The sequence below is a fragment of the Mucilaginibacter aquariorum genome, assembly GCF_024498135.1.
GTDB classification, from domain to species: Bacteria; Bacteroidota; Bacteroidia; order Sphingobacteriales; family Sphingobacteriaceae; genus Mucilaginibacter; species Mucilaginibacter aquariorum.
Window position 1 is genome coordinate 421,793 of sequence record NZ_JANHOH010000001.1, and the last position, 16,195, is coordinate 437,987.

The 16,195-nt window shown below is 40.1% G+C and carries 14 protein-coding genes; 9 read left to right on the top strand and 5 right to left on the bottom strand.

The genetic code is table 11. The annotated features are described in order from the left end of the window. Nucleotides 1-464 precede the first annotated feature (464 nt). The 3 genes from mtaB to NPE20_RS01730 all read left to right on the top strand — a co-directional run bounded on the left by mtaB (nt 465) and on the right by NPE20_RS01730 (nt 3,947). Entirely contained in the window at nt 465-1,784 is a 1,320-nt protein-coding gene (gene mtaB / locus NPE20_RS01720; RefSeq protein WP_256536864.1) for a tRNA (N(6)-L-threonylcarbamoyladenosine(37)-C(2))-methylthiotransferase MtaB, read from the top strand. A gap of 30 nt (nt 1,785-1,814) precedes the next feature. Continuing rightward, a complete protein-coding gene (locus tag NPE20_RS01725) occupies nt 1,815-2,984 on the top strand; it encodes a prolipoprotein diacylglyceryl transferase (protein ID WP_256536865.1) in 1,170 nt (389 codons plus the stop codon). A gap of 156 nt (nt 2,985-3,140) precedes the next feature. Then, entirely contained in the window at nt 3,141-3,947 is an 807-nt protein-coding gene (locus tag NPE20_RS01730; protein ID WP_256536866.1) for an inositol monophosphatase family protein, read from the top strand. 582 nt (nt 3,948-4,529) lie between these two features. Here NPE20_RS01730 and NPE20_RS01735 read toward each other — a convergent pair. Together NPE20_RS01735 and purB are read right to left on the bottom strand one after the other, a co-directional pair. After that, nucleotides 4,530-5,081, bottom strand: coding sequence for a NifU family protein (locus NPE20_RS01735; protein WP_256536867.1), 552 nt, complete (start codon nt 5,079-5,081; stop codon nt 4,530-4,532). 196 nt (nt 5,082-5,277) lie between these two features. Next, entirely contained in the window at nt 5,278-6,624 is a 1,347-nt protein-coding gene (gene purB / locus NPE20_RS01740) for an adenylosuccinate lyase (RefSeq protein WP_256536868.1), read from the bottom strand. Nucleotides 6,625-6,731: 107 nt separating this feature from the next. Between purB and NPE20_RS01745 the strand changes: the two genes are divergently transcribed. The 4 genes from NPE20_RS01745 (at nt 6,732) to NPE20_RS01760 (ending at nt 13,385) form a co-directional block, all read left to right on the top strand. Then, nucleotides 6,732-7,358: a TetR/AcrR family transcriptional regulator gene (locus tag NPE20_RS01745; protein ID WP_256536869.1), complete on the top strand. Its 627-nt coding sequence runs from the start codon at nt 6,732-6,734 to the stop codon at nt 7,356-7,358. A gap of 100 nt (nt 7,359-7,458) precedes the next feature. Next, nucleotides 7,459-8,805 carry a TolC family protein gene (locus tag NPE20_RS01750; protein WP_256536870.1) on the top strand — a complete coding sequence of 449 codons (1,347 nt, stop codon included), beginning with the start codon at nt 7,459-7,461 and terminating at the stop codon, nt 8,803-8,805. 31 nt (nt 8,806-8,836) lie between these two features. Continuing rightward, the gene (locus tag NPE20_RS01755) at nt 8,837-9,928 is read left to right on the top strand and encodes an efflux RND transporter periplasmic adaptor subunit (protein ID WP_256536871.1); all 1,092 of its coding nucleotides are present in this window, start codon (nt 8,837-8,839) and stop codon (nt 9,926-9,928) included. Between the two features lie 40 nt (nt 9,929-9,968). Further along, a complete protein-coding gene (locus NPE20_RS01760) occupies nt 9,969-13,385 on the top strand; it encodes an efflux RND transporter permease subunit (protein ID WP_256536872.1) in 3,417 nt (1,138 codons plus the stop codon). 87 nt (nt 13,386-13,472) lie between these two features. Here NPE20_RS01760 and NPE20_RS01765 read toward each other — a convergent pair whose 3' ends face one another. Beyond that, the gene (locus NPE20_RS01765) at nt 13,473-13,982 is read right to left on the bottom strand and encodes a hypothetical protein (protein ID WP_256536873.1); all 510 of its coding nucleotides are present in this window, start codon (nt 13,980-13,982) and stop codon (nt 13,473-13,475) included. A gap of 122 nt (nt 13,983-14,104) precedes the next feature. Between NPE20_RS01765 and NPE20_RS01770 the strand changes: the two genes are divergently transcribed. Continuing rightward, complete coding sequence (locus tag NPE20_RS01770) at nt 14,105-14,590, top strand: DUF4126 family protein (protein WP_256536874.1); 486 nt, start codon at nt 14,105-14,107, stop codon at nt 14,588-14,590. Nucleotides 14,591-14,683: 93 nt separating this feature from the next. Then, a complete protein-coding gene (locus tag NPE20_RS01775; RefSeq protein ID WP_256536875.1) occupies nt 14,684-15,301 on the top strand; it encodes a TetR/AcrR family transcriptional regulator in 618 nt (205 codons plus the stop codon). 4 nt (nt 15,302-15,305) lie between these two features. Here NPE20_RS01775 and NPE20_RS01780 read toward each other — a convergent pair whose 3' ends face one another. Both NPE20_RS01780 and NPE20_RS01785 read right to left on the bottom strand, forming a co-directional pair. Next, nucleotides 15,306-15,719, bottom strand: a complete 414-nt coding sequence (locus NPE20_RS01780; protein WP_256536876.1) for an OsmC family protein — start codon at nt 15,717-15,719, stop codon at nt 15,306-15,308. A 24-nt stretch (nt 15,720-15,743) separates the two neighbouring features. Beyond that, nucleotides 15,744-16,151, bottom strand: a complete 408-nt coding sequence (locus NPE20_RS01785) for a hypothetical protein (protein WP_256536877.1) — start codon at nt 16,149-16,151, stop codon at nt 15,744-15,746. Between the last annotated feature and the right edge of the window lie 44 nt (nt 16,152-16,195).

A 16,195-nucleotide genomic window follows, 5' to 3' on the forward strand; every position in this document is an offset into this window, starting at 1 on the left:
CAAGTATGGTTCTTGTTGGCGACAACACCAACAAGGGCGAAAGATATCAGAAGGTGTCATGGTGAGCTTGTCGAACCATCTGCCAGGCGTATAAGTCTTCGACAAGCTCAGACTGACAGGTTCTCCGCCATGTAGTTGGTGCACTTGTCGATAGGTTACAAGCATGGTTCTTGTTGGTGACAACACCAACAAGAACGAAAAAAGAGTATAACCCACCCTGTCATTTCGAACGAGGTACGAGGAGAAATCTTTTACCACAGACATGATGGCTTTGCATGTCCGGATGCACAGTGTAAAAGATTTCTCCCCATTCCATTTCACAACCCATCCCCCTGTTCGTTCGAAATGACAGTTGCTTTTCTACGCCTTCGTGCTACCTAAAACCAATTTTACACTTCAATAACAAGCAATCAAAAAATCAATAATTCAATAATTCACTAAATGATTATCTTTGCGCCTTGCAAATGAATAAAAAAGTCGCTTTTTACACACTTGGCTGCAAGCTAAATTACTCGGAGACCTCGTCTATTGGTCGCCTGTTTAGCAACGCCGGGTTTGATACGGTAGATTTTACCGATACGCCCAACGTATATGTAATAAACACCTGCTCGGTAACTGATAATGCCGATAAGAAGTGCAAAAAAATAGTTAAAGAAGCGCTGAAGATCTCTCCAAACGCTTTCATCACCATTGTAGGTTGTTATGCGCAGCTAAAACCAAAAGAGATTGCCGAAATACCCGGCGTTGATATGGTTTTAGGTGCTGCAGAGAAGTTTCAGCTGGTAGATTATATTACCGACCTGACCAAGAACCCTAAAGCGGTTGTATACAATCAGCCCGTATCCCAGGCTAACGAGTTTGTACCATCATACTCTTTTGGCGACCGTACCCGCACCTTCCTTAAGGTTCAGGATGGATGCGATTATTCTTGCACCTTTTGCACCATCCCGCTTGCCCGTGGCAATAGCAGGAGCGATACTATAGAGAACGTTATCGCGCAAGCAAAAGAGATAGCAGCATCGGGCGTAAAAGAAATTGTATTAACAGGGGTAAACCTGGGCGATTTCGGGATCCGCGAGGGGAAACGCGAAGATCGCTTTTTTGACCTTGTAAAGGCGCTGGACGAAGTGGAAGGCATTGAACGCATTCGTATCTCATCTATTGAGCCAAACCTGCTTAACGATGAGATTATAGCCTTTGTGGCCACATCAAAACGTTTTGTGCCGCATTTCCATATCCCGCTGCAATCAGGTTCTGATAAAATATTAGGATTGATGCGCCGGAGGTATAAAAGGGAACTGTATTTAAATCGCGTAACAAAAATAAAACAGCTTATGCCCGATTGCTGTATTGGGGTTGACGTGATAGTTGGTTTCCCGGGCGAAACCCGCGAGGATTTTATCGACACTTATAATTTCCTTAATGAACTGAATGTTTCTTACCTGCACGTATTTACCTACTCTGAAAGGGAAAATACGCCTGCAGCAAGCATGAGCGCTACTGTACCGGGCTCTACCCGCGCCGAGCGGAGCAAAATGCTTCATATACTATCTGATAAAAAACGCCGTTCGTTTTACGAAACCCAAATAGGTAAAACCGACGAGGTATTATTTGAGGGGGATGTAAAAGATGGATATATGCATGGTTTTACCCGTAACTACGTTAAAGTAAAAGCCAAGTACGACCCCATATTGGTTAACGAAATAAAGAGCGTTCATTTAACAGCAATTTCACCCGATGGTGACGTTGAAATAACAGAAAGCGAAGAAATATTAGTGCATTAACTATTATATTCGCAGCACAAATACCTAAATATGTTTCCAACTCTTTCCTCACTGATAGAATATCTAACCGGTGTTAACATTCCGCTACCTATACAAACATTTGGTTTTTTTGTGGCATTAGCCTTTATGGCAGCCTATTGGGCATTTAGCCAGGAATTTAAGCGAAAGGAAAAGTTAGGTTATATCCATCCGTTTGAAAAAACTGTTACCGTTGGCGCGCCTATTACTACATCTGAATTGGCAGGTAATGCCATATTTGGCTTTGTGCTGGGCTTTAAAGTGGTTGATGCCGCCTTACATTACAGCGCGTTAATTAACGACCCGCAAGATTTTCTTTTATCGCTAAAAGGTAACTGGGCCGGCGGAATAATTGTAGCCGGGCTGATGGCTTACTGGGCATATTACGAAAACAAAAAACAAATTTTACCAAAACCCGAGCAACGCCGTGTAACGGTACACACGCACGAGTTAATGGGAAGCATATTATTATGGGCGGCTATTTTTGGCTTTGCGGGTGCAAAACTATTTAACGCTTTAGAAAACTGGAGCGAGTTTATGCGCGACCCGGTAGGTATGCTGATTGGCTTTAGCGGTTTAACCTTTTATGGCGGTTTAATATGTGGTGGCGCAGCTGTATTATACATAGCAAATAAACACAATGTTAAACCATTGACCATGCTGGATATTGGTGGGCCGGGTGTAATGCTAGCCTACGGCGTTGGCCGTATAGGTTGCCAAATGAGCGGCGATGGTGATTGGGGGATACCAAACCTTAACCCTAAACCAGGATTGCTAAGCTGGGCGCCCGATTGGATGTGGAGTTTTAAATTTCCGCATAATGTAGATATGTCTGACCGGGATAATCACATTCCCGATTGCATAGGTAAGTTTTGTTACGAATTAAAACTTCCGGTATATCCCACATCGTTTTATGAGTCAGTTATTTGTATAATATTATTCTTTGTGCTTTGGCAATTACGCCACAAGTTTAAAGCGCCCGGTGTATTGTTTGGGATATATATGATAATGGCAGGTGTTGAGCGTTTCCTTATCGAGCTGATCCGCGTTAATACTCGTTACGTTGTTGCCGGCATCTCGTTTACTCAGGCCGAAATGATATCGGTAATTATGGTTCTGGGTGGTTCGGCGTTAATATATATTGGCACCAGTCGTTATAAAAAAACAGGGGCTACCAACTGATAGTTTATCATCAATTTTTAAGTATTAGTATGGCCTCACCTAAACGGCGAAGCCCTCATGAAATAATCCTCTCCAAAGGAGAGGACTTTAACTTCGCTTTTTTTGAACCCTCTCCTTTGGAGAGGCCAGGGTGAGGCGAAACAATTTTAAAGTATTATGCAATTAAACCAGATCATTGGGCAGGTAATTGATGTATCTAAAGAAGCCGGTCAGTTTATTAGACAGGAGCGCAAAACATTTGATGCCGATAAAATAGAATACAAAGGGCTTAACGACCTGGTATCGTACGTTGATAAAACCGCCGAGCAAAAGATAGTAAAAGGACTGGAACTGATACTTCCGGAAGCCGGCTTTATTACCGAAGAAAAAACAAGCACCAAAATAGGAGAGCGCTACAACTGGATCATTGACCCGCTGGATGGTACTACTAACTTTATACACGGCTTACCTACTTATTCAGTTAGTATTGCCTTGCAGGATAACGACGAGCTGGTTTTAGGCGTAGTATACGAAGTAAACCAGGACGAATGCTTTTATGCCCATAAAGATGCACCTGCATACTTAAACGATGCAGAGATAAAGGTGAGCAATAAACCAACCATTGCCGATAGTCTTATAGCCACAGGTTTCCCATATTATGATTTTAGCTACCAGGAAGCCTATATAAAACTATTTACCGAACTGATGCGCAATTGCCACGGCTTACGCCGCATTGGCTCTGCCGCTGTTGATCTGGCTTATACTGCCGCAGGGCGTTTTGAGGCATTTTATGAATATAATTTAAACCCCTGGGATATTGCAGCCGGGATTGTAATTGTACAACAGGCAGGTGGCGAAGTAGTAAACTTTAAAGGCGGTAGCGAAGTGCTTAAAACACGTGAGTTGCTGGCCACCAATGGTAAAATAACAGGAGAGATGCTGGAGTATATTGAAAAGTACTTTACTGCGAACGTTAAAAAGTAGAACTGTATACTAACGACGAATTACAATACTCCGTCATGCCGAATTTATTTCGGCATCTCTCAGGATAGTCAACTCATAGGTGTTCCATTCCCGTTCCATTTGGTAACAAATGGAACAGGCCTAAAAATTCAAATAGCTGCAAATCAGTTTTTTAATGCAAAGCTATATTTAGGCTTAGGCGAGTTTTCTACGTCCTAAATTAGGCGAAATAAGGGCTAAATAAAGCCTTTTTACGATGCTTATTTTGTTGCCTTTTTGGAGTCTCCGGGTTTCACATGGTAGCCCCTGCGATGCCTGCTTTATATGGGTACTCTACTGTGTTCCATCTGTTCCATTTTCAAAAAAGTGGAACAGGCTTTAGTTTTTCATAAATATATGTTATTCAAATATTTATATATGAAATAAACAAGTAATACTTTAAGTAAAGTAAAAAATATTATTTCTTAAGATATTGATTAACAATGTGTTCCACTTGTTCCATTTCCAAAATGGAACAGGCAGTTAAAACGGCATAATACAAACAAAAACACCGGCCTGGATCTCTCCAAACCGGTGTTAAAATATTTATATGGGTAATCCTGATTATAACGCTTCAGAAACAACTTCGGTTACTTCAGGAACCATACGTTTAAGCAGGTTTTCGATACCTGATTTCAGGGTTACAGTAGATGACGGGCAACCACTACATGAACCACGAAGCTCAACAGTAACCACACCTGCATCAAACGAGCGGTAGCTAATAGCGCCGCCATCCTGCTCAACAGCCGGGCGAACGTAATCATTCAGTATCTGCTGTATTTTTATTTCGGTTTCGGTACCTTCAAATTCAACATCGGTAGCCTGTTCAACTTCCTGAACTTTCAGTTCAGATTCAACGGCACCTTTAACAAATTCTTTCAATATCGGCTGGATATCATCCCAGTCGCTGCCTTCGGTTTTAGTAACCGTTACAAAGTTACTGGCAAAAAACACACCGTTTACAAACGAGAATTTATATAATTCCTTTGCAAAAGGCGATTTTTCTGCACTTTCCCTTGTGGCATAGTCCACGCTTCCGTTAATAAGCAACTTGTTTACAATAAACTTCATTGTTGCCGGGTTAGGGGTGGCTTCGGTATATACGCTGATATTCATGGGTGTCAAAATTTAATAGTAAAACAAATGTACTCAGGTTTTTGATTAAAGCATCCTCATAAAGTTGTTTTGACCTGTTAATGACTATGACAATTCCGTCACCGTCATTGCGAGATACGAAGCAATATCCAGATACGCTTAGCGGCTATGCAAAGTTCGGAGATTGCTTCGTACCTGGCAATGACGATTTTATTATTTATATCCCCGTATAATTCTGCGGCGTTATCACTTTAATCTCATTTTTAACACTATCGCTTACCTGTAAGCTATCTACAAACTCGGCAATGGTTTGCGCATTAACCTGCGTGTTGGTACGTGTAAGCTCTTTTAGTGCCTCATACGGGTTTGGATAGCCCTCGCGGCGCAAAATTGTTTGGATAGCCTCTGCTACAACGGCCCAGTTAGCTTCCAGGCTGGCGTTAATGGCAACTTCGTTCAGCAATAACTTATTTAAACCCTTAACAGTTGACTTTATTGCGATAAGCGTGTGTGCCACCGGTACGCCGATGTTACGCAATACAGTAGAGTCGGTTAAATCGCGCTGTAAGCGGGAGATCGGTAGTTTGGCAGCCAAATGCTCAAACAAAGCGTTGGCTATACCCAGGTTACCTTCGCTATTCTCAAAATCTATTGGGTTAACCTTATGCGGCATTGCTGATGAACCAACTTCGCCGGCTTTTATCTTTTGTTTAAAAAAGTTCATAGATATGTAGGTCCACATATCGCGGTCAAGGTCTATCAGGATATTATTAATGCGTTTTAAGGCATCGCATTGCGCGGCAAAGTTATCATAATGCTCTATCTGCGTAGTAAACTGCGAACGGTGTAAACCTAAAGTATCGTTAACGAAATGGTTGCCAAATGCCTTCCAGTCAATTTCCGGGTAGGCCACATGGTGTGCATTAAAATTACCTGTAGCGCCGCCAAATTTAGCAGAGTAAGGCACTGCTTTTAATAAAGTCAGTTGGTTTTCCAGGCGTTCAACAAATACATTTATCTCTTTACCCAGGCGCGTTGGCGATGCCGGTTGCCCATGGGTATGTGCCAGCATAGGGATCGCATCCCAATCGGCAGCATATTTTTTTAGCAGGTTAAGCAACTCATCAAAAGCATCGTAATAAATCTCATCAAGTGCAAGCTTAAAAGAGTAAGGTATAGCGGTATTGTTAATATCTTGCGAGGTTAATCCAAAGTGAATGAACTCTTTATACTCTTCCAATCCGCCTAAATTATCAAACTGTTTTTTGATAAAATATTCAACCGCTTTAACATCATGATTGGTTGTTTTCTCGATCTCTTTTATCGCGGCGGCATCCTGTTCAGTAAAATTTCTGTAAATATCCCGTAACTTTTCTGTTTTATTTTCATCAAAACCTTGCAGCTGTTTTAAAGGATGCTCGCAAAGGGCGATAAAATATTCCACCTCAATGAATACCCTGTACTTGATAAGGGCGTATTCTGAAAAGTAGGCAGCCAAAGCTGATGTGGTGTTACGGTAACGACCGTCGATAGGGGATATAGCAGAAAGGGAATTCAATTCCATGTAAATCAATTTTTGCAAAGATAACATAAACTGTAAAATGGTCAATGTAAAGTAATTTGGTATGGAAACTTTGAAATCTAAAAATGTTTCCTTAGTTTTGACCCATAATGTCAAACGGTCAAATAGAAAGGATAATTCAGGGTGGCGAGGACTTGTTTTTACAAGCAGGTATCAAAAGCGTAACCATGGATGATATAGCCAAACACTTGGGTATGTCAAAAAAAACCATTTATCATTTTTTTAATGATAAAAACGATTTGGTAATGGCACTGGTGAAGAAAAAACTAATTGATGACGAATGTCAGATAAACAGTATCATTCAGAGCTCGGCCAACGTAATTGAGGAGATGATCAACATGATGAAATGTTCTGAAGAGATTTTTGGAAGGATCAATCCCATAGTAGTACACGACCTACAAAAGTATCATCCCGAAGCATGGGCTGAATTCCAAAAATTCAAGGCCGATGTCCTGGTAAAAACTTTGGAGGAATTATTGACTAAAGGTATAAAGCAGGGGTTCATTAGGCCCGACATTGATGTAAGGATCTTGGCTAAGATGCGCGTTAACCAGGTAGAGATGGGCTTTAGCACGTCCATATTCCCGATATCGCAGTTTAGTACCTGGCGGGTGCAATACCAGTTACTGGAGCATTTTAACTATGGCATTTGTACTATTAAAGGACATGAGCTATTAGATCAGTATAAAAATGTACACGTTAGACAATTAAATTAATAAACATATGTACTGCTGACATACGGTTGTCAATCAAACAGATTGTTTTGTAACAGATTATAATAAAAGAAAACATACATAACCTATCATACATTAATAAATGAAACGAATATTCACCCTACTAATATGCATAACGGTAGCCTTGCAAGGTTATTCGCAAACCCAGCCTGCACCTCAAACTTATAATTTTTCGATACAGGAAGCTATTGATTATGCCTTAACGCATAAAGACTCTGTTATAAATTCCGGTTTGGATGTTAAAAATGCTGATTACTATGTTAAAGAACTCATAGGGCAGGGGTTTCCTCAGATAGATGGTACCGCCTCTTTCCAGGATTATTTAAAAATACCTACTACGTTGCTACCCGGCGAATTTTTTGGTGCGCCGGCAGGTACTTTTATCCCCGTAAAATTTGGTGTTAAATACCAATCGAACCTGGGAGTAAATGTTAGCCAGCTTTTATTTGACCCAAGCTACATTATTGGTTTACAGGGGCGCAAAACATACAAAGAACTATACAACCGCGGTTACACCAGCACTAAAATTGATGTTACAACCAAGGTTACCAAGGCTTACTACCAGGTTTTGGTAAGCAACGAGCAAATAAAATTACTGGATGCCAACATTGCGCAGTTAAAGCAACAGGTAGATCAAACAACTGCCCAAAATAAACAAGGATTTGTTGAAAAAATTGACGTTGACCGTATTGCTGTACAATACAATAACCTGGTTACCAGCCGTGAGAATACGCTGCGTTTACTGGCACTTAACTATCAGTTGCTGAAATTTCAGATAGGTATGCCAATTGAAAATAGCTTAACTCTTAAAGATGGTTTAAATGATGTTAAACTTGATGAAAATATTGTTGAAACGGTTGCCGATACTGCTTCTTATAAAAATAGGATCGAGTACAAGATTTTTGAAACCAGCCTTAAGCTAAGTGAATTTGATCTAAAACGTATGAAAGCCCAGTTTTTGCCGACATTAAAAGCCAACGTAGCTTACACGGCCTCTTATCAAAACAACAGTTTTAAAGATCTGTATAGCACTAGTTTCCCATCAAGTTATGTTGGGCTTACTTTAAACGTACCTATTTTTAGCGGTGGCCAACGTACAAACCAGGTAAGGCAATCAGAGATCACCGTTCTAAAAAATAAAAATAACTTATTAGGGATGCGTAATGGTTTAAACCTACAAGCTGCACAGGCAAAAATAATTTACATGAACAGCCTGCAATCATTAAATAACCAAAAACGTAACCAGGAACTAGCCCGCGAAGTTTTAAGAGTATCTAAGATCAAATATCAACAGGGAGTTGGATCGAGCATTGAAGTTACACAAGCACAAACCGCGCTTGAAAGTGCCGATAATACATATGTACAAAGTTTGTACGACGCCCTTGTAAGCAGGGTAGATCTTGACAGGGCATACGGAAGAATTCAATAACAATAATCTAAACCATATATACTAAATACAAATGAAAAAATTATTATACATACCGGTTATACTGTTACTGGCAGCTTGCTCAAGTAAACCAAAAGATAAAAAAACAGAGCTGGCTGATCTGCAAAAGCAACAAGCGGAATTAAATACAAAAATCACTAAGTTACAAGCCGAAGTTGGTACTACCGATTCGACAAAAGCAATTGAAGTAGGTGTTGTAGAAGTTAAAACCGGTTCATTTACCAACTATGTACAAATACAAGGTAAAATTGATGCGCAGGATAACGTTACAGCTTATCCGCAATCGCCGGGTACAATTACCGCCATTTATGTAAAACCAGGCCAACATGTTAGCAAAGGCCAGGTACTTGTGCAGTTAGATAATAGCACCCAAAGGCAAACCATCGCTCAAAACGAAGCAACTGTTGAGCTGAACCAGACCTTATACAATCGCCAAAAAAATCTTTGGGATCAGAAAATAGGGACAGAGGTACAGTTTTTACAGGCGAAAACAACATTAGAAGCAAGTAAAAAAGCATTATCGGCTTTACGCGAGCAGGCGGCCATGTATCGTATTACTTCGCCAATAAATGGTACTGTTGACCAAATGGACCTTAAACTGGGCCAGGTTGCACAGCCGGGTACTACAGGCATACGCATTGTAAATGCCGATGTATTAAAGGTTAAGGCCGATGTACCAGAGAGTTATGCAGGTAGGGTAGGCACAGGTAACGAAGTTTTGATCTTAGTACCTGATGCTAAAGATTCCTTAAAAACTAAAGTAACTTTCGCTGCTAAAGCTATTGATCCTACATCACGCAGTTTCGCGGTAGAAATTAAACTACCTGAACGCAAAACCCTTCGCCCTAACATGACAGCTATTATTAAAATAGCCGATTATTCAAAAAATAATGCTGTTGTGATACCTGTAAAAGCTATTCAAAAATCAGAAGAGGGCGATTACGTGTTTGTGGATGAAAGTGGAATTGCTAAGCGTAAACCTGTTAAAGTTGGTGTAACTTACGGTGGCCGCTCAGAAATATTATCAGGCTTAAAGGCCGGCGAACAGTTAGTTACCGAAGGTGCTGCCGATATTGAAGACGGCGATAAAGTAAAAGTTTTATAGTTTGCTAATTAATTTTTCACACTCCTGATCTATTACAGATATGAAAGATCTTAAGAAAGAGTTTGGTCCCTCAAGTTGGGCCATAGATAATAAAACCGCCATTTATGTGCTCATATTTATGATCACTGTATTGGGATTGGTAAGCTATAATAATTTGCCAAAAGAGAATTTCCCGGACATTGAGATACCCAAAATATTTGTCACCACTACATTTTTGGGCCAATCGCCGCAAAACGTAGAGAATTTGGTTACCCGCCAACTGGAAAAAAAATTAAAATCTCTTAAGGGCCTTAAAAAAGTAACGTCCAATTCTGTACAGAATGTATCAATTATTACGGCTGAATTCCAGACCGACGTAGAAATAAAGGATGCAAAAATAGACGTACAGGATGCGGTTGACAAAGCCAAACAGGATTTGCCGCAAAACGACGATAATTTTAAGGAGCCAATTGTATCAGACGTTAATATTGCCGATCTGCCTATACTTTATGTTAACATTTCTGGTGATTATGATCTGAAGCGTTTAAAAGAGTATGCAGATCTCTTAAAAGACGAGATAGAAAGCTACAAAGAGATATCAAGAGTGGATGAAGTTGGTGCCTTAACGCCTGAAATACAGATAAATGTCGACATGAATAAGATGGCAGCAGCCCAGATAAGTTTCAGTGACATTATACAGGCAGTTGGTAACGAAAACATTTTATCATCTGCCGGTACTATTAAAACCGATGGTGTCCGTCGTAGTATTGATATAAAACAAGATTTTAAGAATGCTGACGAGGTAGCTGCAATGGCTATAAGAAACCCTAAAGGGCAGGCTGTATACTTACGTGACATTGCTGAAATTAAAGACTCATTTTTGGAGCAGGAAAGCTATGCTCGTTTAAAAACTCCTGATAACCCTAAGTTTAAAAATGTAATTACCCTCAACGTAAGTAAAAGGGCTGGTGAGAACCTGATACAGGCATCGGATAAAATAAACGAACTGATAAAACTGAAACAAAAAACAGTATTTCCTAAGGGCCTGGATATTGTGGTAACCGGTGACCAGTCTGAGAAAACCCGTACAACGCTTAATGATTTGATTAATACCATTGTTATTGGTTTTATATTGGTAACTGTTATCCTTATGTTTTTTATGGGTACAACCAATGCCATATTTGTGGCCTTATCGGTACCGTTATCCTGCTTTATCGCATTTATGGTAATGCCTTGGATAGGGTTTACTTTAAACATGATCGTGCTGTTCTCTTTCTTGCTTGCCTTAGGTATTGTGGTGGATGATGCTATTGTGGTTATTGAAAACACACACCGTATTTTCGCTAACGGAAAAGTGCCTATTAAAGAAGCGGCTAAAATGGCAGCAGGTGAGGTGTTTTTACCGGTATTCTCTGGTACCATGACAACCCTTGCACCATTTATCCCATTAGCGTTTTGGAATAGTATTATTGGTGAGTTCATGTTCTTCCTTCCAATAACACTGATCATCACTCTACTGGCATCGTTAGTTGTAGCTTATATAATGAACCCCGTTTTCGCGGTTGATTTTATGGAGCCACACCATCCGGGCGAGCATGATAAGCCAAAGTTCGATAAAAAAACAAGTCGTGCTACGATTTATATGGCAGTAGCAGCAGCTATCGGTTATTGGATAAATGTTGGAGTAGGTAACCTGGTAGTTTTGATAATGGTGTTATACCTTATTAATCATTTCTTCCTGTTAAAAGTGATAGACAGGTTTCAGAATAATGCATGGCCAAAGTTTCAAAACTGGTATGCTAAATGGCTGGAAAAAGCTGTTCAAAGGCCAGTTACTATGTTAGTGGGCACATTTGGCTTATTTATTCTGTCGATTGTATTATTAATGACAATAGGAAAAACCCCCGAGTTTTTCCCATCTGGCGACCCTAACTTTGCTTATGTATATATAACTATGCCAATTGGTACCGATCAGGCTACTACCGATAATGTAACCAAACAAATTGAGCAACGTGTGGCTAAAGTGGTTGAACCGGATAAAGATGTGGTATCATCCATCATATCTAACGTAACTAAAGGTGTGACCGACCCACAAGATGAAGACCAGGGCGATTATCAAAACAAAGGTAAAGTAACCGTTGCTTTTGTTGAGTTTGGTAAAAGGAATGGTAAAGATACCAAAGCAGTTTTGGCTAAAATACGTAATGCAGTACAAGGGTTACCAGGTGTTAAAATCGCGGTTGCACAAGAAGCGAGCGGCCCGCCGGTACAAAAAGATATCAGTATAGAAATAATTGGTGACGATTTGGATTCACTGGTAAAAACAGGTAGCCGCTTAAAAACTTACCTAAATAAGCAAAACATTGCCGGTATTGAAAATTTGGTTGCCGACGTGCAAAGCGATAAACCGGACATTGTATTTGACATTGACCGTGAGCGCGCAAACCGTGAAGGTATAAGCACTTCGCAGATAAATCAAAACTTAGGTACCGCTATATTTGGTGCAAAAGCAGCCGATTTCAGGAATACGAAAGAGGATGACTATCAGATAAAAGTTAGGGCTATGGAAGAGCAGCGCGGTAATATTGATGAGTTACGTAACTTAAAGATAACTTACCGCGACTTGGCCACTGGTGGCGCTATACGCCAAGTACCAATATCTGCCTTTACCGATATCAGATACACTAATACCTTTAGTAACATAAAGCGTAAACAACAACGTAGGGTATTAACATTAGGATCGAGTGTTATAAAACCATATAACCCTAATGACGTAAATGCCAATATTTTGAGGGCTATTAAAAACTTTAAGAAAGATGATAGTATTGTAATACGCCAGGGCGGTGGTCAGGAAGATCAAATGGAAGCTGTTAATTTCCTGGGTGGAGCAATGGCAACATCATTTGGTTTGATCTTGATCATTCTGATGCTACAGTTTAACTCTATCGGTAAAACGTTTATCATCATCAGCGAGATCTTCTTAAGTATTATTGGTGTATTCCTTGGCGTAAGCATCTTTGGGATGACGATGTCTATTGTAATGACAGGTATCGGTATCATAGCGCTTGCGGGGGTTGTGGTACGTAACGGTATATTACTGGTAGAGTTTACAGATATGTTGATAGCGCAGGGCGTGAGTCTGCATGATGCGGTTGTAGAAGCCGGCCATACCCGTATGACCCCGGTACTTTTAACCGCTACAGCAGCCATATTGGGTTTAATACCACTGGCTGTAGGTTTCAATATCGACTTCGTAGGTTTGTTCACCCACTTTGAACCACATATTCACTTTGGTGGCGATAACGTAGCTTTCTGGGGCCCGTTAGCATGGACAATGATATTTGGCCTTGGTTTCGCAACCATTATTACCCTAATATTAGTACCGTGTATGTACATCATCCGTGTAAACATGAAAAACTATTTCTTTGGTAAAAAGGAAAAGATCAAAGAGCCAGAATACGAAGCAGTTGAAGCGTAAGCCAAATATTTATTAAAAAAGAGCCGCATAGTGTAAACTGTGCGGCTCTTTTTTATGTTGCTTACTTATATTTTTTGATCAGGCCTTTTAGCATGCCAGCAATTTTTTCAGCTTTCTTTCGTTTTTACTGCCTGCATCAAGGGCATCATAAACCAAGCCTGCAGTTATTGCGTAAACACCGTGGTGTAATACATCAATGGCTATATCTTTTGATTCCTGTTCGTTAATTGGTTTGGCGGCATCATGCTTAGGCAGCATAATTAGGGCCGTGCCCCAAACAGCGCCAAAATGCAGTAGGGTAGCAGGTAAACCTTTTAATCCGGTAAGTCCAATTAATCCGCGGGCAACGCCCCAGGCTGTTCCGTAGCTCCAATGCAATTCTTGTGATAACCGCGTTTTATCTTCTTGAGTAGCCGGTTTTACACCTGCCGTATCTTCGGCAACTTTAACAGGTGCATCACTGGCCTGGCGTTTAGTTATTTTCATTTCTATCATTTGCGATAACGTCATAACGGCTGTTGCGGCAATTCCTGCCAGCAATCCCTTACCTATAGCACAACCCAGGGCGCCAAGTGTATTATCTTCATGCAGTTTCATATTGTCTTTTTTGTTATCTATATAACAATGTAAATTACCTATTGATTTGTATTTTTTAACTGAAACTATAAATAAGCGTTGATTTAGGAATGGTTATTGCATCTAAAACAGAAACATAGGTTATGGAAGCTAAATTAACATATGCCTTTAAACAAGCTGCCGGGCTTGGTATTATTGCCGGTATGCGTTCCTTTTCGGCACCTGCAGTAATTAGCCATGTATATAGTCGCCATCCATCAAAAAACCTGGGGTATACGCCATTGCAGTTTATTCAAAGTATAACTACATCTAAAGTATTTAAAGTTTTAGCTGCGGCCGAACTGGTTGGAGATAAGCTTCCCTATGCGCCTAACCGAACCAGCCCGGGTGGGCTAGCCGGGCGGTTTTTATCTGGTGCATTATGCGGTGCTACTGTGTACAAAGCCAGTAATAGAAATCTTTTTATAGGTGGCTTAATAGGAGGGACAAGTGCTATTGCATCTGCTTTTGGTTGTATGTTGTTGCGTACTGGTCTTGGCAAACGTACCGGAATACCCGACCCGGTTATTGGCGTAATTGAAGATATCATAGTTATTACTGCAGGTACCGCGCTTGCTAAAGACCTGTAGTTTTTACATTTTAAAATCATCTTTTAGACCGATTATAAATAATTGCTTGGAAATTTGATAGTTTTGTTAAAAAAGTCAGGACTATTTAATAGGATGAACACATCAAACGACCAGCAAGACATTAAACGCGAAAAAATTTTAGAAGCATCGTATCAACGCTTTCTTCATTATGGTTATTCGAAAACCACAATGAACGAAATTGCCGGAGATCTTTCTATGTCAAAAGCCTTGCTTTACTATTATTTCCCGGATAAGAGCGAATTATACATGGCTGTTATGCGTAAACTGGCCAACGATTATTTAAAACAGTTAGAGGATAAATTAGGCCATTTTACCGATCTGCGCGAGGCATTCCTTTTTCAGGTGAATACCCATCATGATTTTATTGTAAGCAATTATAACTTTTTTGATTTTTTCCGTCTGAACGAACAAAACCTGCCCGATACAATTTGGGAAACTGTTAGTCAGATACGCGGCGCCGAAATTAAATTATTGGCCGATGCTATACAGGCCGAAGTTGAAAAGAATAATATACAACCAGTTGCTAATCCTATTGAAATTGTTGAAGTATTTTTAGATGCCTTACATGGTATAAAGGTAGGTGGCTCGCTTCCGCACAAAAAATTAAACTTCCCACATAAAGAACACCTGGACGAAATACATAACAAGCGCCTGTTGCTTATTGATATTTTTGTTAAGGGGCTAAAATAGCTGCTTAAACCCCTTCTATACCTGTATTAATAACAATATTACCCGCTAATATTTTGTGGATAGGGCATACATTTGCGATGGTTATTAACCTTTTTCTTTGCTCATCGGTTATTTCCCCTTTAAAAGCAAGTTTGCTTTCAATCAACACTCCATTCCGGTTTTTATAAAGATCAAGTTTAATAGCTATTTCATCAACGGTCCACATTTTGCGGTTGATATACATACGTAAGGTAATAACCGTGCAGCTTGCTAAACTGGCCAATAGCAAATTATAGGGCGACATGCCCTTATCTGTACCCCCAAGTCCTGCAGGTTCATCGGCTATTATGGTGTGATTGTCACTGGTTACAATAGTTTGATATTGTGTGTGGGTTATGTGTGCTTCTGCACTAACTAAAAGCTCGTTCTCGGTTTCCATGCAAGTTAATTATGCGGATAAAGGTCAGTTATCCTGGTCTAAATTAAGCATGGCCCAGTTAGAAGTTTCCGCACCAGCCCCACCGTTATATTTTAATGTAATAGTAAAGTTTGTTTTGGAACTTTCGCCATCCTTATCTGTTGTGGTGTAGAATGATTTAATAACATAAACCGAATCTGATTTCCTGGCAAATTTATATTCCGAATCTGAGAAAGAAATATTGGTTGAAAGCACCGTAGGCTGGATAAAGGTCTTTGCCACGTTATAAGCTGCATCACTATCGGGCAAGCCACTAAAAGTATTAGAAGTGTTGGATAAGGCATATTTCCCTAACAATAAAGCAAATATGGCTGCAAAACTTGCAATTAACCAACCCGCTTTTGACGCTGATTTTTTCTTAATAGTTTTATCTCTAAGGTAAGCTTTCGCCATGCAGCAATATTTCGCGTGAAAGTAAATAAAAATCAATAAAAGTC

Coding starts and splice junctions, on each gene's coding strand:
- NPE20_RS01760 (WP_256536872.1), top strand. CDS start 9,969: ATGAAAGATCTTAAGAAAGAGTTTGGTCCCTCAAGTTGGGCCATAGAT.
- NPE20_RS01750 (WP_256536870.1), top strand. CDS start 7,459: ATGAAACGAATATTCACCCTACTAATATGCATAACGGTAGCCTTGCAA.
- NPE20_RS01725 (WP_256536865.1), top strand. CDS start 1,815: ATGTTTCCAACTCTTTCCTCACTGATAGAATATCTAACCGGTGTTAAC.
- NPE20_RS01730 (WP_256536866.1), top strand. CDS start 3,141: ATGCAATTAAACCAGATCATTGGGCAGGTAATTGATGTATCTAAAGAA.
- NPE20_RS01780 (WP_256536876.1), bottom strand. CDS start 15,719: ATGGAAACCGAGAACGAGCTTTTAGTTAGTGCAGAAGCACACATAACC.
- NPE20_RS01770 (WP_256536874.1), top strand. CDS start 14,105: ATGGAAGCTAAATTAACATATGCCTTTAAACAAGCTGCCGGGCTTGGT.
- NPE20_RS01765 (WP_256536873.1), bottom strand. CDS start 13,982: ATGAAACTGCATGAAGATAATACACTTGGCGCCCTGGGTTGTGCTATA.
- NPE20_RS01735 (WP_256536867.1), bottom strand. CDS start 5,081: ATGAATATCAGCGTATATACCGAAGCCACCCCTAACCCGGCAACAATG.
- mtaB (WP_256536864.1), top strand. CDS start 465: ATGAATAAAAAAGTCGCTTTTTACACACTTGGCTGCAAGCTAAATTAC.
- NPE20_RS01775 (WP_256536875.1), top strand. CDS start 14,684: ATGAACACATCAAACGACCAGCAAGACATTAAACGCGAAAAAATTTTA.
- NPE20_RS01745 (WP_256536869.1), top strand. CDS start 6,732: ATGTCAAACGGTCAAATAGAAAGGATAATTCAGGGTGGCGAGGACTTG.
- NPE20_RS01785 (WP_256536877.1), bottom strand. CDS start 16,151: ATGGCGAAAGCTTACCTTAGAGATAAAACTATTAAGAAAAAATCAGCG.
- NPE20_RS01755 (WP_256536871.1), top strand. CDS start 8,837: ATGAAAAAATTATTATACATACCGGTTATACTGTTACTGGCAGCTTGC.
- purB (WP_256536868.1), bottom strand. CDS start 6,624: ATGGAATTGAATTCCCTTTCTGCTATATCCCCTATCGACGGTCGTTAC.